This window comes from Streptomyces sp. PTY087I2 (assembly GCF_001687325.1).
GTDB lineage: Bacteria > Actinomycetota > Actinomycetes > Streptomycetales > Streptomycetaceae > Streptomyces.
The window spans coordinates 65,699-90,653 of sequence record NZ_LZRD01000022.1; the positions used below are offsets into that span (position 1 = coordinate 65,699).

The following is a 24,955-nucleotide window of genomic DNA, read 5'->3' on the forward strand; positions in this document are numbered from 1 at the left end:
CTCTCCCGGCGGGGCTGCCTGCCGGCCCCCGCATACTGGTTGACCACCGGACGGGGGACGGATAACAAAACCCCCAGGGGTGACCTGGCCCACATTCCGGTGGCGAACCCGAACGAAGGGCGTGAACGGCGTGGACAGCACCGCTCTGGTCATCGCGGCGAGGAACGGCGACCGGGCCGCCGGGGAGCGGCTGGCCGCCCAGTACCTCCCGCTGGTCTACAACGTCGTCGGGCGCGCCCTCAACGGCCATCCGGACGTGGACGACGTGGTGCAGGAGACCATGCTCCGGGCGCTCTCAGGACTGCCCGCCCTGCGCGATCCGGCCCGTTTCCGTTCCTGGCTCGTCGCCATCGCCATGAACCAGGTCCGCAGCCGCTGGTCCCACCTCGGCCACCGCCCCGCCCCGCTGGAGGAGACCAGCGACCCCGCCGACCCCGCCGCCGACTTCGTCGACCTGACGATCCTGCGCCTGGAACTCTCCGGGCAGCGGCGCGAGACGGCCGAGGCGACCCGCTGGCTGGACGATGCCGAGCGCGACGTGCTGTCGCTGTGGTGGCTGGAGACGACCGGCGACCTCACCCGGCCCGAGCTGGCCGACGCGCTCGGCCTTTCCCCGCAGCACGCCGCCGTACGCGTCCAGCGGGTGAAGAACCAGCTCGACGTCGGCCGCACCGTCGTCCGGGCGCTGGCCTCCGACCCCCGCTGCCCGGCCCTGGAGGACCTGCTGGGTGACTGGGACGGTACGCCGACGCCGCTGTGGCGCAAGCGGATCGCCCGCCATGTACGGGGCTGCGCCTCCTGCTCCGACGGCAGTACGGGGCTGGTCCCGCCGGAGGGCCTGCTCTCCGGGCTCGCGCTCGTGGTGCCGCTCTACGACAGCGGGCAGCAGGTGGCGGTGGCCGTCGCCTCATCGGCCGCCCCGGCCACCGCCTCCGCCGCCGCGCCCTCGGCCGCTTCCGGTGGTGCCGCGCACGCCGCCCCGGCCGCCTTCTCGGCCGGGAAGGCGGCCGGGCTCATAGCCGGGGCGGCCGCCGTGACCGCCCTCGCCGTACTGATCTGGCCCTCCGCCCCCGCCGAGCCCGAGTCCCGGGGCGGCGGGGTCACCTCCAGCCCCGCGCCGCCGCCCGCGCCCGCCCCCGCCGCGCCGAGCCCCAGCCCCTCCACGGTCTCGCCCACCCCCACGCCGACCCCGAGCCGGACCGCCACCCGGCCGCCCACCGTCTCCGCGTCGCCCTCCGCCTCGCCGGCGCCCGCTCCGCGCCCCGGCCCGGACGCCCGCGTGGTCACCCGGGTCAACACCCTGCGCGCCGCGAACGGCTGCCCGGAGCTGGAGACCGACCCCCGGCTGACCGAGGTCGCCCAGCGGCACTCCGAGGACATGGCCGCGCGGAACTACTTCGACCACACCGACTCCTCGGGGCAGGGCCCGGGCGACCGGGTCGGCGCCACCGGATACGAGTGGTCGGCCGTCGGGGAGACCATCGCGACCGGCATGAGCGATCCGGCGGCGGTCGTCGAGGAGTGGCGCAACAGCCCCGGCCGCGACGGCGACATCTTCAACTGTGACTTCACACATGTGGGCGTGGGCATCGCCGACTCCCCGCGCGGCCCCTACTGGACCCAGGTGCTGGCCACCCCGAGGTGAGCGGCCGGGCCGATTGTCAGTGGCGGGTGCCAGACTCGGTCGGCATGGAGAACGTGGAGAACAGTGTGCAGCTCAGGAATGTCGTGCCCGAGGACCTGGAGGTGTTCCTCGCGTACGAGCACGATCCGGAGGCGGCCCGGCGGTCGCGGTTCGCTCCCCGGGAGAGGGATGCGTTCATGACGCACTGGAAGACGCGGGTGCTGGGGGATCCCGCCAACTTCGTGCAGACGGTCGTCGTGGACGGCGAGACGGCGGGGAACATCGTGGCCTGGTGGGAGGAGGACCGGCGCTTCCTCGGCTATTGGTTCGGCCGTGCGTACTGGGGCCGGGGCATCGGCACCGTGGCGCTGACCGCGTTCCTGGAGCGGGAGACGGCCCGCCCGCTGTACGCGGATCCGGTGGTCGGCAACACCGGCTCCGTACGCCTGCTGGAGAAGTGCGGGTTCACGGCGACCGGCACGGTGCGGCACGGGGAGGACGAGCATGTGGTCCTCGTGCTCGGCGGGGGTGCGTGACCGGCCCGCCGGGCCCCTGTGACTCGGCGGGGACGCGTGACCGGCCGCGCGGTCCCCGTGGCTGCTACGGCTGTCGCAGCGGCTTCGCCATGCAGATGCTGCTGTCGTACGTCCGGTAGTGGCCGAACTTCACGTCGCAGACGGTGTAACCGCACGAGGTGTACAGCGCGACGGCCTCGGGCTGCCGGTCGCCGGTCTCCAGGACCATCCTGGTCCGGCCCGCGGCCCGGGCGTCCTCCTCCAGAGCGGCGAGCATCCGCCGGGCCAGGCCCCGGCCGCGGCCCTCGGGGATCACGAACATCCGCTTGATCTCCGCGTCGCCGTCCTCGTACCCCTCGGCGTTGAGGTTCTGCGTCCGCCAGCCGCCCGTCGCCACCGGGCGGTCCTGCTCGTCGTAGGCGAGCAGATACAGACCGTGCGGCGGTACGAACATCGACGGGTCGAGCGGTGTGACATCGCCCTCGTCGCCGTAGCGCTCGGCGTATTCGAGCTGCACCTGATCGTTGAGTTTGACGGCGTCGGGGTGGTCGAAGGGCCGAGGATGAATAAGCATGCTGATTATCGTATATCTGTGCGTGGGGGTGGAGTAGGTACTGTTCGGGGATGCTGACCGTTACCACTGTGAATGTTAATGGGCTCCGGGCCGCTGCCAAGAAGGGCTTCGTCGAGTGGCTGGCGGCGACCGACGCCGATGTGGTCTGCCTCCAGGAAGTGCGGGCCGAGCTCGCCCAGCTGCCCGAAGGGGTGGGCGCCCCCGAGGGGTGGCACACCGTCCACGCGCCCGCCGCCGCCAAGGGCCGCGCGGGTGTCTCGCTCTACTCGCGGCACGCCCCCGAGCGGGTCCAGATCGGCTTCGGCGGCCACGGGGTCCCGGGGGCGGAGGAGTTCGACACGAGCGGCCGGTATGTGGAGATCGACCTTCCCGGGGTCACGGTCGCGAGCCTGTATCTGCCCTCCGGCGAGGTCGGCACCGAGCGCCAGGGCGAGAAGGAGCGCTTCATGGCGGCCTTCCTGCCCTACCTCCAGGGTCTGAAGGCGCGGGCGGCGGCGGACGGCCGCGAGGTCGTGGTCTGCGGTGACTGGAACATCGCCCACCAGGAGGCCGACCTGAAGAACTGGAAGGCCAACCGCAAGAGCTCCGGCTTCCTCCCCGAGGAGCGCGCCTGGCTGACCCGGGTCCTGGAGGAGGCCGCGTACGTCGACGTCGTACGGTCGCTGCACCCGGATGTCGAGGGGCCGTACAGCTGGTGGTCCTACCGGGGGCGGGCCTTCGACAACGACAGCGGCTGGCGCATCGACTACCAGATGGCCACCCCGGGGCTGGCCGGGCGCGCGGTGAAGGCCTGGGTCGAGCGGGCCGCCACGCACGGCGAGCGCTGGAGCGACCACGCGCCCGTCACGGTGGTCTACGAGCGGTAGCCCCGGGCGGCCGCCAGGTCTCTCGGGCCCCCGGGCGGTGCCAGGTCTCTCGGGTGCGGTTACGCCTTCGGGGCCGGTCGCGCGCTTACGCCTTCGGGGGCTGCGTGCCGTCCTCGCGGCGCAGCCTCCGGTCCAGGGCCATCGACAGCTCCGCGTCCACCACCGCGCGCGCAAGTGGCCGGAGTTGGGCGGGTTCGGTCTCTTTCGTGTGGGCATGCAGTACGCGTACGAAGATGTCCGCGAGCGCCTCCGCGTGCTCGCGGACGCGGCGGCCCGAGGAGAGCACCGTGGACAGCGGCACCCCTTCCCGTACGAGCTCGGCCGACACCTCCAGGAGGCGGCGGCTGATGTGCACGATCTCGTCCCCGTCGGTGGCGAGATAGCCGAGGTCCAGCGCGGCGGCGAGGTTCTCCGGCGTGACCTCGCCCTCGAAGTAGTCCGCGAGCTGCTCCGGGGTGAGCCGGACCGGGGTCTCCTCGGTCGGTTCGCCCAGGCCCAGCACCTCGGCGACATCGCGGCCGCTCTCGAAGGTGGCCGCCAGATCGGCGATGCCGTTGAGCGTGTGGCCGCGCTCCAGCAGGCCCGCGATCGTGCGCAGCCGGGCCAGGTGGTGGTCGTCGTACCAGGCGATCCGGCCCTCGCGGCGCGGCGGCGGGATCAGCCCGCGCTCCCGGTAGAAGCGCAGGGTCCGCACGGTGATGCCGGCCTCCTTGGCCAGCTCCTCCATGCGGTATTCGCGGTGCTCGCGTCCTTCAGCCACAGGGGCACCCTATGTTGTACCGCCGGTAACTTTCCTTGGTCCGACCCCTACCCATCAGTACGACCCTGCTCTACTCTCCGAACCATGCCAGTGATTGCTGGCAAAGTCGCGTGACGTACCGCGGGAGGCGGCAGCATGGCCCAGCAGGAGCACGTACGTGTGGCGGTGATCGGTACCGGATTCGGGGGCCTGGGGGCCGCCGTCCGGCTGCGCCGCGAAGGCATCACCGATTTCGTCGTCCTGGAGCGGGCCGGCTCGGTGGGCGGCACCTGGCGGGACAACAGCTATCCCGGCTGCGCCTGCGACGTACCGTCCCACCTCTACTCCTTCTCCTTCGCGCCCAATCCGGACTGGCCGCGCACCTTCTCCGGTCAGGAGCACATCCGGGCCTACCTGGAGCGCGTCGCCGACACCTTCGGGCTCCGCCCGCACATCCGGCTGAACCACGAGGTGAAGCTGATGAGCTGGGACAAGGAGAACCTGTACTGGGTGATCGAGTCCGCCAACGGGACCACGCTCCACGCCGATGTCGTCGTCTCCGCCACCGGTCCGCTCTCCGACCCCAAGATGCCCGACATACCCGGGCTCGACTCCTTCCCCGGCAAGGTCTTCCACTCCGCGCGCTGGGACCACGACTACGACCTGGCCGGCAAGCGCGTCGCGATGGTCGGCACCGGCGCCTCCGCGATCCAGATCGTCCCCGCGATACAGCCGAAGACCGCGAAGCTCACGCTCTTCCAGCGCACCCCGCCCTGGGTCATGCCGCGCATGGACCGCACCATCAGCAAGGCCGAGCGCGCGCTCCACCGGGCGGTCCCCGTCACCGGCACCGCGCGCCGCGGACTGCTGTGGGGCATACGGGAGTTGCAGGTCAGCGCCTTCACCAAGCACCCCGACCAGCTGGGCCTGGTGGAGAAGATAGCCAAGTCCAACATGGCGCGGGCCATCAAGGACCCGGCCCTGCGGGCCAAGCTGACCCCCGACTACCGCATCGGCTGCAAGCGGATCCTGCTCTCCAGCACCTACTACCCGGCGCTCGCCCAGCCCAATGTGGACGTCGTCGCCTCCGGGCTCAGCGAGATACGCGGCTCCACGGTCGTCGCCGCCGACGGCACCGAGGCCGAGGTCGACGCGATCATCTTCGGCACCGGCTTCCATGTGACGGACCTGCCGATCGCCGAGCGGGTCGTCGGAGCGGAGGGCATCACCCTCGCCGAGACCTGGAAGGACGGCATGAACTCGCTGCGCGGCGCGACCGCCTCCGGGTTCCCCAACTGGATGACGATCATCGGCCCCAACACGGGCCTCGGGAACTCCTCGATGATCCTGATGATCGAGTCCCAGCTGAACTACATGGCCGACTACCTCCGCCAGTTGAACGTGCTCGGCGGGCGCGCCGCGCTCGACGCCCGGTCCGTCTCCGTCACCGCGTGGAACGACAAGGTCCAGCAGCGGATGAAGCGCACGGTGTGGAACACCGGCGGCTGCACCAGCTGGTACCTGGACGAGGCGGGCCGTAACACCACCGTCTGGCCGGGCACGACGGGCGAGTTCCGGCGGCAGACCCGGTCGGTGGACCTCGCGGAGTACGACGTCATCCGGGCCGGCGGCGCGGGCGGTGAGCGGCGGGCCGCCGGATCCGGGCTCGTCCCCGAGCAGCCCGGCCGCACCGACCGCGAGACCGTCACCGCCGCCGCGGAGGCCGGACCCGTCGCCGAGGAGGCCGCACGATGAGCCGGCTCCCGTACCGCGGCGCCGTCCCGCCCGTGCCCGCCGCCGAGCTGACCGCGCGCTCCGCCGACGGTTCGCGGATCCACGTCGAACTGCACGGCCCCGAGGACGCGCCCGCCGTCGTCCTCGCCCACGGCTGGACCTGCAACACCCGTTTCTGGGACGCCCAGATCCGCGACCTGGCCGCCGACCACCGCGTCATCGCCTACGACCAGCGCGGCCACGGTCTCACCCCCGAGCCGGGCCCCGGCGGCTACAGCACGAACGCCCTGGCCGACGACCTCGAAGCGGTCCTCGCCGCGACGCTCGCCCCGGGCCGCAAGGCGGTGATCGCCGGGCACTCCATGGGCGGGATGACGGTGATGGCCGCCGCCGCCCGGCCCGGACTGCGTGAGCACGCCGCCGCCGTGCTGCTCTGCTCCACCGGAGTGACGCGGCTGACCGCCGAGGCCCTGGTCCTGCCGCTCCGCCCGGGCGCGCTGCGGACCCGGCTCACCACCGCCGTACTGGGCGCGAAGGCCCCCCTCGGGCCGGTCACCCCGGTCTCCAGGAAGATCCTCAAGTACGCCACGATGGGGCGGGGTTCGGCCCCGGACCGGGTCGACGCCTGCGCCCGGATCGTGCACGCCTGTCCGCGCCGCGCCCGGGTGGAGTGGGGCCATGTGCTCGCCGAGCTGGATCTCGCCGACGGCGTACGGGCGTTGCGGGTGCCGACCGCGGTGATCGCCGGCACGGACGACCGGCTGACCCCGCCGGTCCACGCGCGGGCCATCGCGGACGCCCTGCCGGTCGGCCTCGGCCTGACCGAGCTGACGGGCATGGGACACATGACGCCGGTCGAGGCCCCGGAGGCCGTTTCGGCGAAAATCAGGGAGCTGGTCACCCGGTACGTCGCCACGGGCGCGGCCGCCACGGCGGAGAAGGAGGATGTCGCATGAGCGGCAAGCGGAATCTGGAGGGGCAGGTCGTCGTCGTCACCGGCGCGGCCCGGGGCGTGGGCGAACTGCTCGCCCGCAAACTGTCCGCACGCGGGGCGACCCTCGCGCTCGTCGGCCTGGAGCCGGACGAGCTGAAGCAGGTCTCCGGCCGGCTGCACGGCGAGAGCGACCACTGGTTCGCCGATGTCACCGACCACGAGGCGATGGCCCAGGTGGCGCGTGAGGTCAAGGAACGTTTCGGCAAGGTCGACGTGGTCGTCGCCAACGCGGGCGTCGCCACGGGCGGTCCATTCGCCGACTCCGACCCGGCCGCCTGGCGGCGGGTCATCGAGGTCAACCTCATCGGCGGCGCGGTCACGGGCCGGGCGTTCCTGCCGGTGCTGACGGAGAGCCGGGGCTACTTCCTCCAGATAGCGTCGCTGGCCGCGATGACCCCGGCCCCGATGATGACCGCGTACTGCGCGTCCAAGTCGGGCGTCGAGGCGTTCGCGCACAGCCTGCGCGCCGAGGTCGGCCACAAGGGCGTCAAGGTCGGCGTCGGCTACCTCTCCTGGACCGACACCGACATGGTGCGCGGCGCGGACCAGGACGACGTGATGCGCGAGCTGCGGCAGCGGCTGCCGTGGCCGATGAATCGCACCTATCCGCTCGGCCCCGCCGTCGACCGGATCGTGGACGGCATCGCGCGGCGCTCCCCGCACGTCTACGCCCAGTGGTGGCTGCGCGGGATGCAGTCGGTCCGGGGCTATCTGCCCTCGGTCATCGCGATCGGCGGACAGCGCGAGATGCGGCGCTTCGAACCGCGCCTCCACACCGTGCCGAAGGGTTTGGTGGGGGCCGGGGGAGCGGCGGACCAGGACGCGCGGGCGGAGCGCGCCGACCGTACGTAGCAGGGCGGGCGGGCCTCTCCTCACGGTGAGTAGCGGTCCGAAATGCGCGGGATGTCGGGTCGTGCAACGCTGAGCACGGCCCCGCAGGGGGCCACCCCACATGTACCCCCACGCATCCCACAGGAGTGAACAGCATGGGTATCGCAGACCAGTTCAAGGACAAGGCGCAGGAGCTCGCCGACCAGGCCAAGCAGAAGGCCGGCCAGGGCAAGGACCAGGCCAAGGAGCGCGGCCAGCAGGCCCGCGACCAGCGGTCGGACTCCTCCTCGGGCATGAAGGACCGTGCCCAGGACGCCGCGGACCAGGCGCGCGAGCGTTTTGACCGTTGACGGTCGTTGAGGTGTGACGCGTACGTGCTGCGGTCAGCGCGTGCGTACGCGTCGCGTCAGGAGGCGCACCCGGGTTGCCGGGTGCGCCTCCTTCTTTGCGCGGGCCCGCCCTCCCCGGGGCGCGGGTTTAAAGGATGTCCTCAATCGCCGGACGGGCTGGAAATGGGCACGCCGTTCGCGCGCAGGACGTCGCGGACGTCCAGGATCAGGGAGAACACCTCGTGGTTGCGGTCCTCGCCCTGTTCGTCCCACGCCCGCTGTTCGGCCTCGACGGCCATGCGGTCCTCCGCGAAGACCCGTTCGGTGAAGTGCCGGATGAACGGCCAGGCCACGCTCAGCGCGGCCGGAATCCTCGGCTTCTCGATCATGAGCAGCCCGTACGCGTGGCAGACGCGCTGCTCCGCGTCCTCGGGGACGTACACCGCCCAGAGGCGCAGCGCCGGGTGGTCGGCCTTCTCCGGGACCAGGTCCAGCGTCTGGTACGGGTACTCGGTGCGAATCGTCATGACATCGCTGGAGGGCTGGCCGCCCAGGCCCTCGGCCGCGAGCAGGCTCGCGCTGCGGTTGCGCTTGCCCCCGGCGTGGCTGAACAGGTAGCGGGCCTCCACCGAGGCCGGCCCGCTCTCGTACCCCAGCAGCTTCGGCTGGAGCTTGCCGACCACGCCCCGGTGGAGGAACTGGTGGTTCATGTCCAGCAGGTTCTCGTGCAGGAACGAGTAGTGGCAGCGCACGGTCCGGGAGAACGTCATCGTCCGGTACCGCGGCGAGGCGAAGGCGGGAATGTCCGGCAGCGCGGTGGCCGCCGCCTTCTCCGGGTCGCCCGGGAAGACGAACACCAGGCCGTACGCCTCGCGCACCGGATAGGCGCGCACGCCGCGCGGCGGCCGGGCGTCGCCCTTGGAGAGGTACGGGATCTGCGAGATACGGCCGTCGCCCCGGTACGCCCAGGCGTGGTAGCAGCAGCGGAGCGTCTCGCCGTCCACGACGCCCATGCTCAGCGGCACCTGCCGGTGGGCGCACCGGTCCTCCAGCGCGTGGACGGCACCGCTCCGGGCGCGGTAGAGCGCGATGCGCTCCCCGGCGAACACGGCTGCGGCCGCCTCCTCCTTCCGTACGCTCCGGGAGAGCGCGACCGGATACCAGAAGTCGGGGTTCGCCCCGATCCGCCGCAGGTCGGGCGGTGCGGGGGCGGGGCCGGGGGCTTCCCCAGGCCGGCCGCGTGCGATCTCGTCCGAGCGGTTCTCGGTCATGCGTCTCCCTCGTACGTGGGCAGCCCCTTCCATCGTGTCCGCCGCCCACGCACGGGCGCCCGCAGGCACGCCCGGACGGGTGCTCACCTTCCCCGCACGGGGGACCCCGCGCCGGTGTGACCGGCCGTCACCTCGGGGGCAGCGGCGGCCTGCGCAGGTTCGGGGCCGTGTCGTACGACGGTGGCGTGGCCGCCGGGTGGGCCGCCAGCAGGTCCAGCGCCAGGCGGACCGCGTCGTCCAGGACCGCGTACCGGCCCTCCGCCCAGTCCAGCGGGGTGCGCAGGGCCTCCACGTCCGGCTCCACACCGTGGTTCTCCACCGACCAGCCGTACGTGTCGAACCAGGCGGCGTTCATCGGCACCGTGATCGACGTGCCGTCGCCGAGCCGGTGGCGGCCGGTCATGCCGACCACCCCGCCCCAGGTGCGCTGGCCCACCACCGGCCCCATCTTCAGCAGCCGGAACGCGGCGGTGATCATGTCGCCGTCAGAGGAGGTCGCCTCGTCCGCCAGGGCCACCACCGGGCCGCGCGGCGCGTTGGAGGCGTAACTGACCGCCTGCGCGTTACGGGTCAGGTCCCAGCCGAGGATCGTGCGGGTGAGCTTCTCCACGACCAGCTCGCTGATGTGGCCGCCCGCGTTGCCCCGTACGTCCACGATGAGCGCGGGCCGGGCCACCTCCAGGCGCAGGTCCCGGTTGAACTGGGCCCAGCCGGAGCCGCCCAGGTCCGGGATGTGCAGATAGCCGCACTTGCCGCCGCTCAACTCCCGTACGACGTCACGGCGTTTGGCCACCCAGTCCTGGTAGCGCAGCGGGCGTTCGTCGACCAGCGGCATGATCGCCACCCGGCGGGACGGGCCGCCGCCCGCCGGGGAGAAGGTCAGCTCCACCGTGGTGCCGCCCGCCGCCGTCAGCAGCGGGTACGGTCCCGCCACCGGGTCCACCGGCCGGCCGTCGACATGGGTGAGGACCGCGCCCTCCCTGATCCCCGTACCGGCCAGTGGGGAACGGGCCTTGGAGTCCGAGGAGTCGCCGGGCAGGATGCGCTGGATCGTCCACGCGCCGTCCCGGCAGACCAGGTTGGCGCCGAGCAGGCCGATCGCCCGCTGGTAGTGCGGCGGGCCCTCGTTGCGGCGGGCGGGGGAGACGTACGCGTGCGAGGTGCCCAGCTCGCCCAGCACCTCGCGCAGCAGATCCGCGAACTCGTCGGGGGACGCGACCCGTTCGACCAGCGGGCGGTACTGGTCCAGCACCCCGTCCCAGTCGATGCCGCACATGTCCGGTTCCCAGAAGTAGTCGCGGATGATCCGGCCCGCTTCCCCGTACGCCTGCCGCCACTCCGCGCCCGGGTCGACCTCGTGCAGGATGCGGCGCAGGTCGAGGTAGACCGTGGTGTCGCCGTCGCCGGGCTCGGTGGCGGGGACGGCGCGCAGTTCGCCGTCGTCCATCACGACGAGGCGCGAGCAGTCGCCGCTGACCGCGAACCAGTCGAGGTGGTCGACCAGTTCGGTCCTGCGGGCCTTCGCGATGTTGAAGTGCTCCAGAGTGGGCCGCCCCGACATGTCGGCCGGGTTGGCGAACGTCTCGCCCAGCGCGCCCGAGATCGGCCAGCGCAGCCAGACCAGACCGCCGCCGCTGACCGGGGCGAGCGCCGAGTACTTGGAGGCGGAGACCGGGAACGGCGTCACCCGGCTCTCCAGCCCCTCGAACTCCACCATCACCGTCGACCCCTCCGACGTACCGCCTCCTTCCGGCACGTCCACCGGGTCCAGGCCGCCCGCCGCCGGGCGTCCGTCGGGCGAGAGCGCGAAGGGGGAGGGGGTCGCCGAGGAGAGCGGGACCAGATACGGGCGGCAGCCGAGCGGGAAGGACAGGTCGCCGGTGTGGACGTCGTACACCGGGTCGAAGCCGCGCCAGGACAGGAACGCCAGATAGCGGCCGTCCTCCGTGAAGACCGGGTTCTCGTCCTCGAAGCGGCCGTTGGTGACGTCCACGATCGCCGGGGCGCCGGGGCCGGAGATCCGGGCCAGCTTGATCTGCCGCAGCGAGCGGCCGACGCCCGGGTGCGACCAGGTCAGCCAGTCGCCGTCGGGGGAGAAGGCCAGATCGCGGACCGGGCCGTTGACCGAGCGGATCAGCTCGGTGAGCCCGGGGTGCTCGTCGGCCGGCACGGCGCTGTCCGGGGGCGCCGCACCGGTCGCCGCGTGCAGGTCGGCGCGGGTCGAGCCGCTGGGAGCCTTTTCCACAGGCTCCACAGGCTCCACGGGCTCCACGGGCTCCAGGGTTTCCAGGGGCTCCGCCTCCGCCTCCTCCTCGCCGGTGTCCAGGAGCAGCAGGCGGCCGTCGTTCGAGGCGATGGCCAGGCGCTTCCCGTCCGGGTCGGAGACCATCTCCTGGACCCGGCCCAGCAGCCCGGTGGCCAGCCTGCGCGGCGGCCGGTCGCCGCTGGCGCGCGGCAGATAGGCGATCTCGACCGCGTCCGGGCCCTCCGCGTCGGTGACGTACGCGACCTGCCCGCCGCTGCCGAGCATCTCCGGAAGCCGCACCCGCACGCCCGGGGTGTCGGCGATGGTGCGGGCGGGGCCGTCGCGGTGGGTGAGCCAGTAGAGACTGCCGCGTACGGTGACGGCGCTGGCCCGGCCCGTCTCGTCCACGGAGAGCGAGTCGACGTTGCTGGCGGCGGGCACCTGGTGGACGCGCCGGCCGGTGCGCGGGCCCCCGAGGCGTACCTCCAGCTTGCGCGGGGTGGCGTCGGGCGACTCCAGGTCCTCGACCAGCCACAGCTCGCCCGCGCACTGGTAGATCACCCGGTGCCCGTCGCTGGAGGCGTTGCGGGCGTAGAAGGCGTCGTGGTCGGTGTGGCGGCGCAGGTCGGTGCCGTCCATGCGGCAGGAGTAGAGGTTGCCGACGCCCTGGTGGTCGGAGAGGAACGCGATGCGGCGGCCGACGAACATCGGGTTGGCGAGATGCCCGTCGATGTCCGGGAGCAGCCGCTCGCCGTGCAGCCACAGGCGGCCCATGGCCCCGCCCCGGTAACGCTTCCAGGCGGCCGGTTCGTGCGGGGGCGTGCCGGTGAGCAGCAGGGTGCGGCGCTCGCCGTCGATGTCGGCGACCGCGATGTCGGAGACCGGGCCCCAGGGGAGCCTGCCGCCGGGGCTGCCGTCGGTGGGGACGCTGTAGGCCCAGGAGAAGTACGAGAACGGCTGGTTGTGCGAGGAGACGGCGAGGATCTGACAGGCCTCGCCCGGATCGGGGCTCCAGCCGCAGACCCGGGCGTCCGTCGAGCCCCAGTAGGTGAGCCGGCGCGCCGGGCCGCCGTCCACCGGGGCGAGGTGGATCTCGGGGTCCAGGGTCCGCCAGGTCGTGTACGCGATGGAGGTGCCGTCGGGCGAGAAGCGCGGATGGCTGACCCGGGTCCGGTCGACGGTCACCCGCCAGGCGCGTCCGGGCCGGTGCCCGGCGGCGGCGAGGGGGGCGACCCAGAGGTCGTCCTCGGCCGCGAAGCACAGCAAGTCCTGGTGGAGGTGCGGGAAACGGAGATACGCGACGTCGTCACTCACCCCCCAATGTTTTCGGTGCGCGGGGCCCGGGGCAACTTGTGGTGCACGACACAAGCGAAACGATTTCGTTTCGCTGGAGGGTGAGGGTACTGTTCAGGTGTACGAAACGGTTTCGTTCGATGCTGAGCGAGGCCGCCGGCAGGTGAAACGAACGCGAAGGAGGTCGGCACATGGCACGCACCAGGCTGACCCCCGAGCGTGAGGGCGAACTCTACGAGGCCGTCCTCGACCTGCTCCGCGAGGTCGGCTACGACGCCCTGACCATGGACGCCGTCGCCGCCCGTACCCGTTCGAGCAAGGCCACTCTCTACCGCCAGTGGGGCTCCAAGCCCGAGCTGGTCGTGAAGGCGCTGCGGCACGACAAGCCGGTGAGCCTTTCGGACATCGACACCGGTTCGCTGCGCGGTGACTTCCATGCCGCGCTGAGCCGGACCGACGACTGCCAGATGGAGAAGGACGCCGCGCTGATGCGGGGTCTGAGCCATGCCGTCCACGAGAACCCCGAGCTGCTCCAGGCCCTGCGCGAGCTGCTGATCGAACCGGAGATGACCGGGCTCGACCAGCTGCTGCAACGGGCGGTGGACCGGGGCGAGCTGCGTCCGGACAACCCGGCGCTGAAGTACATCCCGCACATGCTGGTCGGCGCGCTGGCCGCCCGGCAGCTGATCGAGGACCGCCCGCTCGACCAGGCGTTCCTCATGGATTACGTGGATGCCGTGATTCTCCCCGCTCTCGGCGTCTGACGTCCCCGCACGACCTGCCGTACGGCTCGTTCCCGCGTACGGCCCGTCCCGCCCGCACGGCCCTCTCCCCGAAGCTCCACCTGACACGCCGCTCTCGTCGTCGGGCTGGTTCCTCACGCCCAATTTCCACTCATACGACCTGACCGGGAGTACGCCCCCGTGGCCACTTTCCTCTACAAGCTCGGACGGCTCACCTTCCGCCGCCGCGGCTTCGTCGCCCTCATCTGGGTGGCGTTGCTGGCGGTCGCCGGAATCGGTGCGGCCACCGCGTCCACCGCCACCTCCAGTTCCTTCTCGATCCCCGGTACGGAGGCGCAGCGCGCCTTCGACCTCCTGGAAGAGCGCAACCCCGGCAACAGCGCCGACGGCGCGACCGCCCGGGTCGTCTTCAAGGCCCCCGAGGGCGAGAAGGTGACCGACGCCGGGAACAAGCGCGAGATCACCGGCATCGTCAAGGAGCTGGAGTCCGGCTCGCCGCAGATCGCCAAGGTCGACGACCCGTTCCTGGCGCAGGCCGTGAGCCAGGACGGTTCGACGGCGTACATCTCCGTCTCCTACCAGGTCAACTCCATGGAGCTGACCGACGCGACCCGGGACTCCCTGGAGGACGCGGGCAAGGAGGCGCAGAAGAGCGGCATGAAGGTGGAGATCGGCGGCGACGCCCTCCAGGTCATGCCGCACACCGGGACCGCCGAGATCGTCGGTGTCGTCATCGCCGCGATCGTCCTCGTCATCACCTTCGGTTCGCTGGTCGCCGCCGGGCTGCCGCTGCTGACCGCGCTCATCGGGGTCGGCATCGGGGTCTCGACGATCACCGCGCTGGCCAACGTCCTGGACCTGGGCTCGACCACCTCGACCCTCGCCATGATGATCGGCCTCGCGGTCGGCATCGACTACGCCCTGTTCATCGTCTCCCGCTACCGCGCCGAACTGGCCGACGGCCGGGACCGTGAGGAAGCCGCCGGGCGGGCCGTCGGCACGGCCGGGTCCGCGGTCGTCTTCGCCGGTCTGACCGTGGTCATCGCGCTGGTGGGCCTCGCCGTCGTCAACATCCCGATGCTGACGAAGATGGGCTTCGCCGCCGCCGGTACGGTCGCGATCGCCGTCGTCATCGCCCTCACCCTCGTCCCGGCCCTGCTGGGCTTCGCGGGCAAGCGGGTCATGGGCCGCAAGGCCCGTAAGGCCGCCGAGGCGGAGAAGAGCCCCGAGGCCAAGCCGAACATGGGCACCCGCTGGGCGCGGTTCGTGCTGCGCAAGCCGGTCTGGGTCATGCTCGTCGGTGTCCTCGGCCTCGGCGTCATCGCCGTACCGGCCGCCTCGCTGGAGATGGGCCTGCCCGACGACGGCGCCCAGCCGAAGTCGACCACGCAGCGCCAGGCGTACGACATGCTCTCGGACGGCTTCGGCCCCGGGTTCAACGGTCCGCTGATGGTCGTCGTCGACACGAAGGACAGCTCCGACGGCAAGGCCGCCGCCGCCCGGGTCTCCGAGGAGATCGAGTCCATCGGCGTCGTCGCCGTCGCCCCGGCCCAGTTCAACAAGGCCGACGACACCGCGACGATCGTGGTCATCCCGAAGGACCGGCCGTCCTCCCACGCCACGGAGGAGGTCGTCCACGACATCCGGGACGCGGGCAAGAACATCAAGGCCGACACCGGGGCCGAGGTCCTGGTCACCGGCGCCACCGCGATGAACATCGACTTCTCGCAGAAGATGAACGACGCCCTGGTGCCCTACCTGGCGCTCGTCGTCGGCCTCGCGTTCCTGCTGCTGATGCTGGTCTTCCGCTCGGTCCTCGTCCCGCTGAAGGCGGCCCTGGGCTTCCTGCTCTCGGTGGTCGCGGCCCTCGGCGCGGTCGTCGCGGTCTTCCAGTGGGGCTGGCTCGGCTCGCTCTTCGGCGTCGAGCAGACCGGTCCGATCATGAGCATGATGCCGATCTTCATGGTCGGTGTGGTCTTCGGTCTCGCGATGGACTACGAGGTCTTCCTCGTCACCCGGATGCGCGAGGCGTACGTCCACGGCGAGAGCCCGGGCCAGGCCATCGTGACCGGCTTCAAGCACGGCGCACGGGTGGTCACGGCCGCCGCGGTGATCATGATGGCGGTCTTCGCCGGCTTCATCGGCTCCAGCGAGCAGATGATCAAGATGATCGGCTTCTCGCTCGCCATCGCCGTCCTCTTCGATGCCTTCGTGGTGCGCATGGCGATCGTGCCCGCGGTCCTGGCCCTGCTCGGCCGCAAGGCCTGGTGGCTGCCGCGCTGGCTGGACCGGGCGCTGCCCAACGTGGACGTGGAGGGCGAGAAGCTCCAGCAGCAGCTGACCGACACGTCCGAATCCGCCGGGTCCGGTGACGGCGAGGGCGAGCGTGAGCTCGTCCGCGTCTGACCCGTCCGGACGGTGAGACTCCGGGGCCGCGTCTGAGCGGAGCGCGGGCCCCGGAAGCGCCGGTTACCTGTGGGGACGGGGACCGGGGCACAGCGAAAGCCCCCGTGCGAACGGCACGGGGGCTTTCCGCGCATCTGCGGACGCCGTTCAGCCGTGGGCCGGCTGGGCGCCCCGCTCCTCCTTGACGCCCTGCTCGGCGTTCTTGTCGGGGCGGGTGGTGCGGGACGGCGGCCGCGGTTCGCCGCCCGCGTCCGGTGACGCCGCCGGTGTCTGCGTACGACGGGTCCGGGCGAGGAACCGGATCAGCGTCCGGATCTCGAACTGGAACACCTCGACCCCGTCCGTCGAATGCAGCTCCACGATCAGCTGCGTACGGCCGCAGGGCCAGACGCGGACGGCGCCGCGCTCGATCGGTGTGCGCAGACCGCGTTCCAGGAGGTCGCGGCCGAACGCCCAGTCGGTGCCGTCGGGCAGCCCTATGTGGACGGTGCGCCGCTCGTCGGCCGGGTCGTAGCGCAGATCGACGGGGACCGGCCGGGTGAGAGGGCCATCGGTGATGAGCCGGGCGCGTGCGTGTTCTTCGATCACAGGGGACATAGGCCGGCTCCTCCTATATGTGTAGCTCTGCCCTCTAATGTCCCATATTTTGCGGAAGTGGCGCGGCGAGCGCGTACGCACCGTGACCGTGGGTGCATCTCAGCTGCCGGACTCCCGCTCTTGCGCACGGTTCGCAAGAGAGCACTATGATTGATGGGTTCATGACCCCGCCCGCAGGTCCGTGCCCGAGCGGACGCGGACACCGTGCGGAAGTTCAGAAAGCGGAGTCTCTGACATGCATGTACCCGATGGATTCATCGACGCACCTGTCTCCGTCGCCGCCGGCGCGTTCGCGGTCGGCGCGGTCGCCGTCAGCCTGCGCGGCGCGCGCCGCGAACTGGACGAGCGCACCGCCCCGCTCGCCGGTCTGGTGGCCGCCTTCATCTTCGCCGTGCAGATGCTCAACTTCCCGGTGGCCGCCGGTACCAGCGGCCATCTGATGGGAGGGGCGCTGGCCGCGATCCTTGTCGGGCCCTACACAGCGGTGCTCTGTCTGTCCGTGGTCCTGTTGTTGCAGGGCGTCTTCTTCGCGGACGGCGGTCTCACCGCGCTCGGCGTGAACATCACCGTCATGGGCGTGGTCACCGTCGTCGTCGCGTACGCGGTGTTCCGCCTGCTCACCGGCCTGCTGCCGCGCACCCGCCGGTCCGCGACCGCCTCGGCGTTCGTCGCCGCGCTCGTCTCCGTACCCGCGTCGGCCGCCGTCTTCACGCTGCTCTACTGGATCGGCGGCACCACCGACATCCCGATCGGCAAGGTCTTCACGGCCATGGTCGGCGTCCACGTCCTGATCGGCATCGGCGAGGCGGTGATCACCGCGCTGACCGTCGGTGCGGTCCTCGCCGTACGCCCCGACCTCGTCCACGGCGTCCAGGGCAGCCTGACCGCCCCCCTCAAGCTCCGCATCGACGGCGAACTGGTCGACGCGCCCGCCGCCACCCGCGCCCCCGAGCCCGCCGCCGCGCACCGCTCCAACCGGGGGTTCTGGATCACCGGCCTGGTCTCGGCGTTCCTCCTCGCCGGGTTCGTCTCCTTCTACGCCTCCGCCAACCCCGACGGCCTGGAGCGGGTCGCCGCCGACCAGGGCTTCGACGAGAAGGCGGAAGAGCACGGGGCTGCCGACTCCCCGCTCGCCGACTACGGCGTCGGCGACATCGCGAACGCCCGGCTCTCCGGCGGCCTCGCCGGGGTGATCGGCGTCAGCGCGACCGTCGTCGTGGGCACCGGGGTGTTCTGGGTGGTCCGCCGCCGTAAGGAAGAGCCCGGCGGAGCGTCCCACGACCGCGACCACGAGAACGCCTGACATGGGTGCGGGCCACGCCCACAAGCTCTACCGGCACGGACACTCGCCGGTCCACGGCCTGCCCCCGCACTGCAAACTCGTCGCCGTCTTCTGCTTCGTGCTCGTGGTCGTCTGCACCCCGCGCGAGGCGATGTGGGCCTTCGCGCTGTACGCGGCGCTGCTGGCCGCCGTCGCCGCCGTGGCCCGGATCCCCGCCGGCTTCCTGCTGAAACGGCTCGTCGTCGAGGCGCCGTTCGTCGCGTTCGCCCTGCTCATGCCGTTCGTGGTGCCGGGCGAGCAGACGACCGTCCTCGGTATCTCCGTCAGCGTCCCCGGCCTCTGGGGCGCGTGGAACGTGCTGGCCAAGGCCACCCTCGGCGTCGCCGCGTCGGTGCTCCTGGCCTCCACCACCGAACTGCGCGCCGTCCTCCTCGGCCTCCAGCGCCTGAAGCTGCCGCCGCTGCTCGTACAGATCGCCTCGTTCATGATCCGGTACGGGGACGTCGTCACCGACGAGATGCGGCGCATGGCGATCGCCCGCCGCTCCCGGGGCTTCGAGGCGCGTGGCGTACGGCAGTGGCGGGTGCTCGCCGCCTCGGCGGGGGCCCTGTTCATCCGCTCCTACGAACGCGGCGAACGCGTCCACCTCGCCATGGTGAGCCGGGGGTACACGGGCACGATGCCGGTGATCGACGAGGTGACGGCGGACCGGGCCCAATGGGCGTACGCGGCGACGCTCCCCGTGCTCGCGCTCGCGGTCTGTCTGCTGGGATGGACCCTGTGACCGATTCCCCGAATTCCCCGAAGGACGCCGAGACCGCCGCCCCGTCGCTGGAGGTCAGCGGCCTCGCCTACGCCTACCCCGATGGCCACCAGGCCCTCTTCGGGGTGAATCTGACCGTGGGGCGCGGCGAGCGCGTCGCGGTCCTCGGCCCCAACGGCGCGGGCAAGACCACGCTCGTCCTGCACCTCAACGGCATCCTGGAGGCGGGCTCCGGCACGGTCCGGGTCGCCGGGCTCCCGGTGGCCAAGCGGAATCTGGCCGAGATCCGCCGCCGGGTCGGCATCGTGTTCCAGGACCCGGACGACCAGCTGTTCATGCCCACGGTCCGCGAGGACGTCGCCTTCGGGCCCGCCTCCGCCGGACTGCGCGGACCGGAGCTGGAGGAACGCGTCCTGCGGGCGCTGAAGCAGGTCGGCATGGAGGAGTACGCGGCCCGCCCGCCGCACCACCTCTCCTTCGGGCAGCGCCGCCGCGTCGCCGTGGCCACCGTCCTCGCGATGGACCCGGAGATCCTCGTCCTGGACGAACCCTCGTCCAACCTGGACCCGGCATCCCGTCGCGAACTGGCCGATATCCTGCGGTCCTTGGACGTCACGGTGCTGATGGTCACCCACGATCTGCCGTACGCCCTGGAGCTCTGCCCGCGCGCGGTCATCCTCAGCGAGGGCGTCATCGCCGCCGACGACCGTACGCAGGACCTGCTGAGCGACGAGGAGCTGATGCGCTCCCACCGGCTTGAGCTGCCGTTCGGCTTCGACCCGGGAGCGGTCCGCGTTCCGTCACCGTAAACAGATGGTGACAGCCCGGTGGTCACGGAGACCCGCTCCCCGAACACCCCGCCGGGACGTGCACCATGGGGGGATGAGCGGGAGCGCGGGAGTGAGCACGACGGGTACGGGCGCGGAAGCGGAATCCGGCGCGGGACCGGAATCCGGCATGGAGGCAGCAGCGACCAGGGACGTGACCGTGACCGAGGGCAGGGCCGTGACCGTGGACGTACGGGGCACGGTGGCCCCCGGGTACGAACCGGTCGCGGACGCCTTCGTCCGCAACTTCGAGCAGCGCGGCGAGCGCGGCGCGGCCGTCGCCGTCTACCGCCACGGACGCAAGGTCGTCGACCTGTGGGCCGGTACGAGAGACGTCGACGGCACCGAACCGTGGGCCGTCGACACCGTCCAGATCGTCCGCTCGGCGGGCAAGGGCATCGCCGCCGCCGTCCCGCTCCTCCTCCACCAGCGCGGCCAGGTGGACCTGGACGCCCCGGTCTCCACGTACTGGCCGGAGTTCACGGCGAACGGCAAGGAACGCGTCCTCGTCCGCGACCTCCTCGCCCACCGGGCCGGAGTCCCGGTCCTGGACCGCCCCCTCACCCCCGCCGAGGCCGCCGACGGGGTCTCCGGGCCCGCCGCCGTCGCCGCCCAGCGCCCGCAGTGGGAGCCCGGCACCGACCACGGCTACCACGCCCAGACCTACAGCTGGCTGATCGGCGAACTGGTCCGCCGTGCCACGGGCCGCACCATCGGCCGCTGGATCGCCGAGGAGATCGCCCGCCCGCTCGGCCTGGACTTCTGGTTCGGACTCCCCGCCGACGAGGCCCACCGCATCGGCCGCATCGGCCCCGTGGAGCCCCCGGCCGCGGCCGCCGCGTCGGGCGCCCTGCGCGTACGCCCCAAACGCTCCGTCGTCGAGGCGTACCGCGACCCGGAGTCGCTGACCCGGCGGGCGTTCGGCGCGATCGACCCGTTCCCCGACGAGAACGACCCCGCCTACCGGGCGGCCGAACTCCCCGCGTCGGGCGGCATCGCGACCGCCCGGGGCCTGGCCCGCTGCTACGCCGCGATGATCGGCCCGGTCGACGGCCACCGCCGGCTGTTCGCCCCGGCCACGCTGACCCTGGCCCGTACGGAGGAGTCGGCGGGCCCGGACCGGGTGCTGGTCGTCAACACCCGTTACGGCCTGGGCTACATGCTGCACGGCCCGGCCGCCCCGCTGCTGGGCCCCGGCTCCTTCGGCCACCCGGGCCGCGGCGGCTCCCTGGGCTTCGCCGACCCGGAATCCGGCATCGCGCTCGGCTATGTCACCAACGGCCTCCAGAAGGGAGTCACCGCCGACCCCCGTGCCCAGGCGCTGGTCAGGGCAGTACGGTCGGCGCTATGACACCTGTGACACCTGCCCGTTTCGACGGCCACAGCATCCTGATCACCGCCGCCGGCCAGGGCATCGGCGCGGCAACGGCCCACCGCCTGGCGGCGGAAGGGGCCTCGGTCCTCGTCACGGACCTGGACGCGAAGCGCGCGTCGGAGACGGCGGCGGCGATACGCGAGGCGGGCGGCACCGCCGACTCCCTCGCCTGCGACGTGGCCGACCGGACGGCGGTGGAGGCGGCGGTGGCGTACGCCGTCGAGACCTTCGGCCGGCTCGACGTCCTGGTCAACAACGCGTACGCGGCGAGCGAGGACGCCGAACTTTTCGAGGACGAGCCGGACGAGCAGTGGGAACGCGACCTGGACATCACCCTCTCCGGCCCGTTCCGCTGCGCCCGCGCCGCCCTGCCGCATCTGGTCGCCTCGGGCCGGGGCGCGATCGTCACCATCGGCTCGGTCAACGGCGAACAGGACTTCGGCGGCCACGCGTACAGCGCGGCCAAGGCGGGCCTGGCCAGCCTGACCCGTACGCTGGCGGGCCACGCGGGCCCGCGCGGCGTCCGGGTCAACCTGGTCGCCCCCGGCACGATCCGCACCGACGCCTGGGCGGGCCGCGACGCGGAGCTGGCCCGGGCGGCGGCCCTCTACCCGCTGGGCCGGATCGGCACCCCCGAGGACATCGCGTCGGCGGTCGCCTTCCTCGCCTCGTCCGACGCATCGTGGATCACGGGGACGACGCTGCGGGTGGACGGCGGGATCGTCGCGGTGAACACGGGCTGGCGGCAGGCGATGGCGTAGCGGTAAACCCCCTGGTCAGGCGCCGCCCCGGCGGTCTAGCCTGCGCGGATGATCAACCACGGACACACCGACAGAACCGGCCGCCCCGTCACCCTCCACGAGGTGGACGCGGACAACTGGCGTGCGGTCGCCGACAGCGCCCCCCGCGACGACCAGCGCGACTGGGTCCCCGCCCTGGCCGCCCGCTACCTCGTTCTCAGCAGCCGCGAGGACACCTGGAACTCCCTGGCGGTCCTCGCGGGCGACGAGGTGACCGGCCACATCATGTGGGCCCGGGACGAGGACGGTTCGCACTGGATAGGCGGCATGCTGATCGACGCCGCCCACCAGGGCACGGGCATCGGCCGCGCAGCCGTACACACCCTGGCGGACTGGCTGTCGGCCCGCGAGGACAGCACGGCCGTACGCCTCTCGTACGCCCCGGAGAACGAGGCGGCCGCCCACCTGTACACCGCACTCGGCTTCCGGCCGACGGGGGTGGAGGAGGACGGGGAGATCGTGGCGGAGTGGAGGGCGAAGGAGGAGTAGGGGCGGGCTGAGGGGGTCGGCAGGCGACGGCTCCCGGTTGCTCCGCGGGGGAGTGCTCGTGCGCTGCGTCCACTCCCTGCACTGATTCCGCGCGCCCTACTTTGCCGACGTGATGTCGGTATCTACTGAGCACATGACCGCACTCACCGAACGGCCGTTACCGGCCGCCAGCCCTGACGGCATCAACCCCTCGCGTGCCCGGTCCGCTGTGCGCGCCCTCTACACCCGCCCCGCGCTCACCGCCGGAGACCTCAGCGCTCCGCTTCTCGTGCTCCCCGACGGGCACCCGGGGGCCGGAAGCCTTCCTGGCGCGGTGCAGCTTTCGGACGTGCGGCGGACTGTGGCCCGCTGGAGCGGGCTCGGCATCGGTGGCGTCAAGGTATTTGCCCTCGGCCACGACCGCGACAGCACCGGGTCGGCAGCCGTGTCCGCAGGGAACCTCATGGTTCGGGCGGTCTCGGCGATCAAAGCAGCCACACCGGATCTGGCCGTGACCACAGAGGTCTGCGGATGCTCCTGGACCAGCAACGGCGAGTGCGTGTTGCGCACCCGCGCCGGAGGTATTGACCTCGGCGCGACCTATCGGCTGATGGGTGAGATGGCGGTCCAGCACGCCGAGGCCGGAGCCGATGTCGTCTCGCCCACCGCGATGCTCGACGGTTCGGTGCGCGCTGTCCGTGCCGCCTTGGACGATGGTGGGCTGCGCGACGTCGGCGTGAACCCCAATCTGGCCATCCACACAACGCTGTACGGGCCATTCAAGACGTTGATGGCCACCGACCCGGCTGTCGGCCACCGGCGAGGGCTTCAGCTCGAACAGGGGCGGGCCCAGCGCGACACCGTGGTCCAGGCCCGGCGCTGGATCGCCGAAGGCGCGGACTCGCTCACCCTTCAGCCCGTCATGACCGCAGTCGATGTCCTCGCACGACTCCGGGCCGACCAGGAGGCACCGCTCGTCGCCTACTCCACCTCCGGCGAATGGCCGGCCCTGACGGAACTGGGTCCCGAGGGCATGACCGAATACATCGCCATGCTCCGGCGCGCGGGTGCGGATCACGTGCTGACATTTGCCGCCGAACAGGTGGCTGCACACCTGGAGCGGAACCGTGGATGACCGCCCCTACTTCCGCCCGGCCGCCCTCGACGCCCTTCTGGCGGACGCGGATCGTCTCGGATTCGCGATGTCCTGCGAGGACCGGACCGGCTCCCTCCTCGCCACGCTTGCCGCGTCCAAGCCCCGGGGGCACCTGGTCGAACTGGGGACTGGGGTCGGCGTCGGGGCATCCTGGCTGCTCCACGGGATGCACCCCGACGCCCGTCTGACCAGCGTCGAGATGGATCCCGCACACCAGGCGGTAGCCGCCGAACACCTGGGCCACGACACCCGGGTGTCCTTCGTGTCGGCAGACGCGGATGCCTGGCTCGACAACTACGCCGGGCCCCCTCTCGCACTTGCCTATGTCGACTGCCGCCCGGGGAAGTTCCACCGTCTGGACGACCTCATCGATCTGCTGGAACCGGGCGGCCTTTACGTCGTCGACGACCTGTTGCCGCAGCCCACATGGCCCAACGACCACCAGGCACGTGTCGACAGCTTTGTCGCACACCTGCCCGAACACTCCAACTTGCTTGGAACAGTGGCGACATGGGCATCAGGGCTTCTCGTCGGAACCCGTATCTGACGGTCTATCGTGAGTGGCATGCCCGCTGAACTGATCCGCATCGTGTCCCGTGACTCGCCCATGGCGCTCGCCCAGGTGGAGCGTGTCCGCGCCGAACTGGCCGTGCTCCACCCCGATACCCGTACGGAGGTCGTTCCGGTCAGGACGACGGGCGACAAGTGGATGGGCGACCTCAGCGCGGTGGAGGGCAAGGGCGCGTTCACCAAGGAGGTGGATGCCGCCCTCCTGGCCGGGGAAGCCGACCTCGCGGTGCACTGCGTCAAGGACATCCCTGCGGACAGGCCCCTGCCCGCAGGGACAGCCTTCGCCGCCTTCCTCCGGCGCGACGACATCAGGGACGCACTGATCCACCCCGGCGGCCTGCGCCTCGACGAACTCCCCGCCGGGACACGCATCGGCACGTCCTCCGTCCGCCGCGCCGCCCAGCTCGCCGCATCGCACCCGCACCTCCTCTGCGTACCGATGCGCGGCAACGCCAACCGCCGTCTGGAGAAGCTCGCCGCGGGTGAGGCCGATGCGCTGCTCCTGGCAGCTTCCGGGCTGGAGCGCATCGGCCGCCCCGATGTCATCACCGAGATCCTGTCGCCCGAGGTCATGTGCCCGCCGATCGGTGCGGGCGTCCTCGCCCTACAGTGCCGAGAGGGCGACACCGCCCTCATCGACGCCGTGAGCGGACTCGGCGACCCGGCGGCACACCGCGAGACGACCGCCGAGCGCATGTTCCTGCACGTGCTGCAAGGGCACTGCAACAGCCCCATCGCCGGGTACGCCCAGGTGGAGCGGAACGGCGACCTGTCGCTCCGGGCCAAGGTCTTCACCCCCGACGGCAAGACCGTCCTCAACGCCCATGAATGGGCCGGAGCGCTCGACCCGGCGACCCTGGGCACCTCTGTCGCCGTCAGCCTGCTGCGCCAGGGAGCCAGGGAGCTGATCGACGGCATCGCTCACTGACGGCCTGCGGACACCCCCGGCTCGG

At 71.9% G+C, this 24,955-nt stretch carries 23 protein-coding genes; 18 read left to right on the top strand and 5 right to left on the bottom strand.

The window, feature by feature from the left end:
- Window positions 1-121 precede the first annotated feature (121 nt).
- Together A3Q37_RS24155 and A3Q37_RS24160 are read left to right on the top strand one after the other, a co-directional pair.
- On the top strand, window positions 122-1,645 hold the full coding sequence (locus A3Q37_RS24155) for a sigma-70 family RNA polymerase sigma factor (RefSeq protein ID WP_065487735.1): 1,524 nt from the start codon (window positions 122-124) through the stop codon (window positions 1,643-1,645).
- A 44-nt stretch (window positions 1,646-1,689) separates the two neighbouring features.
- A complete protein-coding gene (locus tag A3Q37_RS24160; RefSeq protein WP_176711498.1) occupies window positions 1,690-2,160 on the top strand; it encodes a GNAT family N-acetyltransferase in 471 nt (156 codons plus the stop codon).
- A gap of 64 nt (window positions 2,161-2,224) precedes the next feature.
- Here the strand turns inward: A3Q37_RS24160 and A3Q37_RS24165 are convergent, their stop codons facing one another.
- Window positions 2,225-2,713, bottom strand: coding sequence for a GNAT family N-acetyltransferase (locus A3Q37_RS24165; RefSeq protein ID WP_065487736.1), 489 nt, complete (start codon window positions 2,711-2,713; stop codon window positions 2,225-2,227).
- A gap of 50 nt (window positions 2,714-2,763) precedes the next feature.
- On the opposite strand from A3Q37_RS24165, the gene A3Q37_RS24170 reads away from it, so the two are divergent.
- A complete protein-coding gene (locus A3Q37_RS24170; protein WP_065487737.1) occupies window positions 2,764-3,579 on the top strand; it encodes an exodeoxyribonuclease III in 816 nt (271 codons plus the stop codon).
- A gap of 85 nt (window positions 3,580-3,664) precedes the next feature.
- Here A3Q37_RS24170 and A3Q37_RS24175 read toward each other — a convergent pair whose 3' ends face one another.
- On the bottom strand, window positions 3,665-4,306 hold the full coding sequence (locus A3Q37_RS24175) for a MerR family transcriptional regulator (protein ID WP_065487738.1): 642 nt from the start codon (window positions 4,304-4,306) through the stop codon (window positions 3,665-3,667).
- 168 nt (window positions 4,307-4,474) lie between these two features.
- On the opposite strand from A3Q37_RS24175, the gene A3Q37_RS24180 reads away from it, so the two are divergent.
- The 4 genes from A3Q37_RS24180 to A3Q37_RS24195 all read left to right on the top strand — a co-directional run bounded on the left by A3Q37_RS24180 (window position 4,475) and on the right by A3Q37_RS24195 (window position 8,227).
- Window positions 4,475-6,073, top strand: a complete 1,599-nt coding sequence (locus tag A3Q37_RS24180; protein WP_065487739.1) for an NAD(P)/FAD-dependent oxidoreductase — start codon at window positions 4,475-4,477, stop codon at window positions 6,071-6,073.
- Window positions 6,070-7,008 carry an alpha/beta fold hydrolase gene (locus A3Q37_RS24185; protein ID WP_065487740.1) on the top strand — a complete coding sequence of 313 codons (939 nt, stop codon included), beginning with the start codon at window positions 6,070-6,072 and terminating at the stop codon, window positions 7,006-7,008. The genes A3Q37_RS24180 and A3Q37_RS24185 overlap by 4 nt, the downstream gene beginning before the upstream one ends.
- Window positions 7,005-7,898 carry an SDR family oxidoreductase gene (locus A3Q37_RS24190; RefSeq protein ID WP_065487741.1) on the top strand — a complete coding sequence of 298 codons (894 nt, stop codon included), beginning with the start codon at window positions 7,005-7,007 and terminating at the stop codon, window positions 7,896-7,898. The genes A3Q37_RS24185 and A3Q37_RS24190 overlap by 4 nt, the downstream gene beginning before the upstream one ends.
- A gap of 134 nt (window positions 7,899-8,032) precedes the next feature.
- The gene (locus A3Q37_RS24195) at window positions 8,033-8,227 is read left to right on the top strand and encodes a hypothetical protein (protein ID WP_065487742.1); all 195 of its coding nucleotides are present in this window, start codon (window positions 8,033-8,035) and stop codon (window positions 8,225-8,227) included.
- Between the two features lie 140 nt (window positions 8,228-8,367).
- Here the strand turns inward: A3Q37_RS24195 and A3Q37_RS24200 are convergent, their stop codons facing one another.
- Window positions 8,368-9,477 carry an aromatic ring-hydroxylating dioxygenase subunit alpha gene (locus tag A3Q37_RS24200; RefSeq protein ID WP_065487743.1) on the bottom strand — a complete coding sequence of 370 codons (1,110 nt, stop codon included), beginning with the start codon at window positions 9,475-9,477 and terminating at the stop codon, window positions 8,368-8,370.
- Between the two features lie 127 nt (window positions 9,478-9,604).
- A complete protein-coding gene (locus A3Q37_RS24205; protein WP_065487744.1) occupies window positions 9,605-13,036 on the bottom strand; it encodes a S41 family peptidase in 3,432 nt (1,143 codons plus the stop codon).
- A gap of 170 nt (window positions 13,037-13,206) precedes the next feature.
- Here A3Q37_RS24205 and A3Q37_RS24210 point away from each other — a divergent pair, with 170 nt between their 5' ends.
- Together A3Q37_RS24210 and A3Q37_RS24215 are read left to right on the top strand one after the other, a co-directional pair.
- Window positions 13,207-13,779, top strand: a complete 573-nt coding sequence (locus tag A3Q37_RS24210; protein WP_032767179.1) for a TetR/AcrR family transcriptional regulator — start codon at window positions 13,207-13,209, stop codon at window positions 13,777-13,779.
- 159 nt (window positions 13,780-13,938) lie between these two features.
- Window positions 13,939-16,164: an MMPL family transporter gene (locus A3Q37_RS24215; RefSeq protein ID WP_065487745.1), complete on the top strand. Its 2,226-nt coding sequence runs from the start codon at window positions 13,939-13,941 to the stop codon at window positions 16,162-16,164.
- Between the two features lie 147 nt (window positions 16,165-16,311).
- Here the strand turns inward: A3Q37_RS24215 and A3Q37_RS24220 are convergent, their stop codons facing one another.
- Window positions 16,312-16,761, bottom strand: a complete 450-nt coding sequence (locus A3Q37_RS24220; protein WP_065487746.1) for an SsgA family sporulation/cell division regulator — start codon at window positions 16,759-16,761, stop codon at window positions 16,312-16,314.
- 235 nt (window positions 16,762-16,996) lie between these two features.
- Here A3Q37_RS24220 and A3Q37_RS24225 point away from each other — a divergent pair, with 235 nt between their 5' ends.
- The 9 genes from A3Q37_RS24225 to hemC all read left to right on the top strand — a co-directional run bounded on the left by A3Q37_RS24225 (window position 16,997) and on the right by hemC (window position 24,930).
- Window positions 16,997-18,064, top strand: coding sequence for an energy-coupling factor ABC transporter permease (locus A3Q37_RS24225; protein WP_065487747.1), 1,068 nt, complete (start codon window positions 16,997-16,999; stop codon window positions 18,062-18,064).
- A 1-nt stretch (window position 18,065) separates the two neighbouring features.
- Window positions 18,066-18,827 carry a cobalt ECF transporter T component CbiQ gene (gene cbiQ, locus A3Q37_RS24230; RefSeq protein ID WP_065487748.1) on the top strand — a complete coding sequence of 254 codons (762 nt, stop codon included), beginning with the start codon at window positions 18,066-18,068 and terminating at the stop codon, window positions 18,825-18,827.
- A complete protein-coding gene (locus A3Q37_RS24235) occupies window positions 18,815-19,615 on the top strand; it encodes an energy-coupling factor ABC transporter ATP-binding protein (RefSeq protein ID WP_065487749.1) in 801 nt (266 codons plus the stop codon). The genes cbiQ and A3Q37_RS24235 overlap by 13 nt, the downstream gene beginning before the upstream one ends.
- 202 nt (window positions 19,616-19,817) lie before the next feature.
- Window positions 19,818-20,984, top strand: a complete 1,167-nt coding sequence (locus A3Q37_RS24240; protein WP_065487815.1) for a serine hydrolase domain-containing protein — start codon at window positions 19,818-19,820, stop codon at window positions 20,982-20,984.
- Complete coding sequence (locus tag A3Q37_RS24245) at window positions 20,981-21,769, top strand: SDR family NAD(P)-dependent oxidoreductase (protein ID WP_065487750.1); 789 nt, start codon at window positions 20,981-20,983, stop codon at window positions 21,767-21,769. Before A3Q37_RS24240 ends, A3Q37_RS24245 begins: the two co-directional genes overlap by 4 nt.
- Window positions 21,770-21,817: 48 nt before the next feature.
- Window positions 21,818-22,297, top strand: coding sequence for an N-acetyltransferase (locus A3Q37_RS24250; RefSeq protein ID WP_065487751.1), 480 nt, complete (start codon window positions 21,818-21,820; stop codon window positions 22,295-22,297).
- A gap of 133 nt (window positions 22,298-22,430) precedes the next feature.
- Window positions 22,431-23,411: a hypothetical protein gene (locus A3Q37_RS24255; RefSeq protein WP_065487752.1), complete on the top strand. Its 981-nt coding sequence runs from the start codon at window positions 22,431-22,433 to the stop codon at window positions 23,409-23,411.
- Entirely contained in the window at window positions 23,404-23,979 is a 576-nt protein-coding gene (locus A3Q37_RS24260; protein ID WP_065487753.1) for an O-methyltransferase, read from the top strand. The genes A3Q37_RS24255 and A3Q37_RS24260 overlap by 8 nt, the downstream gene beginning before the upstream one ends.
- 18 nt (window positions 23,980-23,997) lie before the next feature.
- Window positions 23,998-24,930: a hydroxymethylbilane synthase gene (gene hemC / locus A3Q37_RS24265; RefSeq protein ID WP_065487754.1), complete on the top strand. Its 933-nt coding sequence runs from the start codon at window positions 23,998-24,000 to the stop codon at window positions 24,928-24,930.
- The last annotated feature ends 25 nt before the right edge of the window (window positions 24,931-24,955 follow it).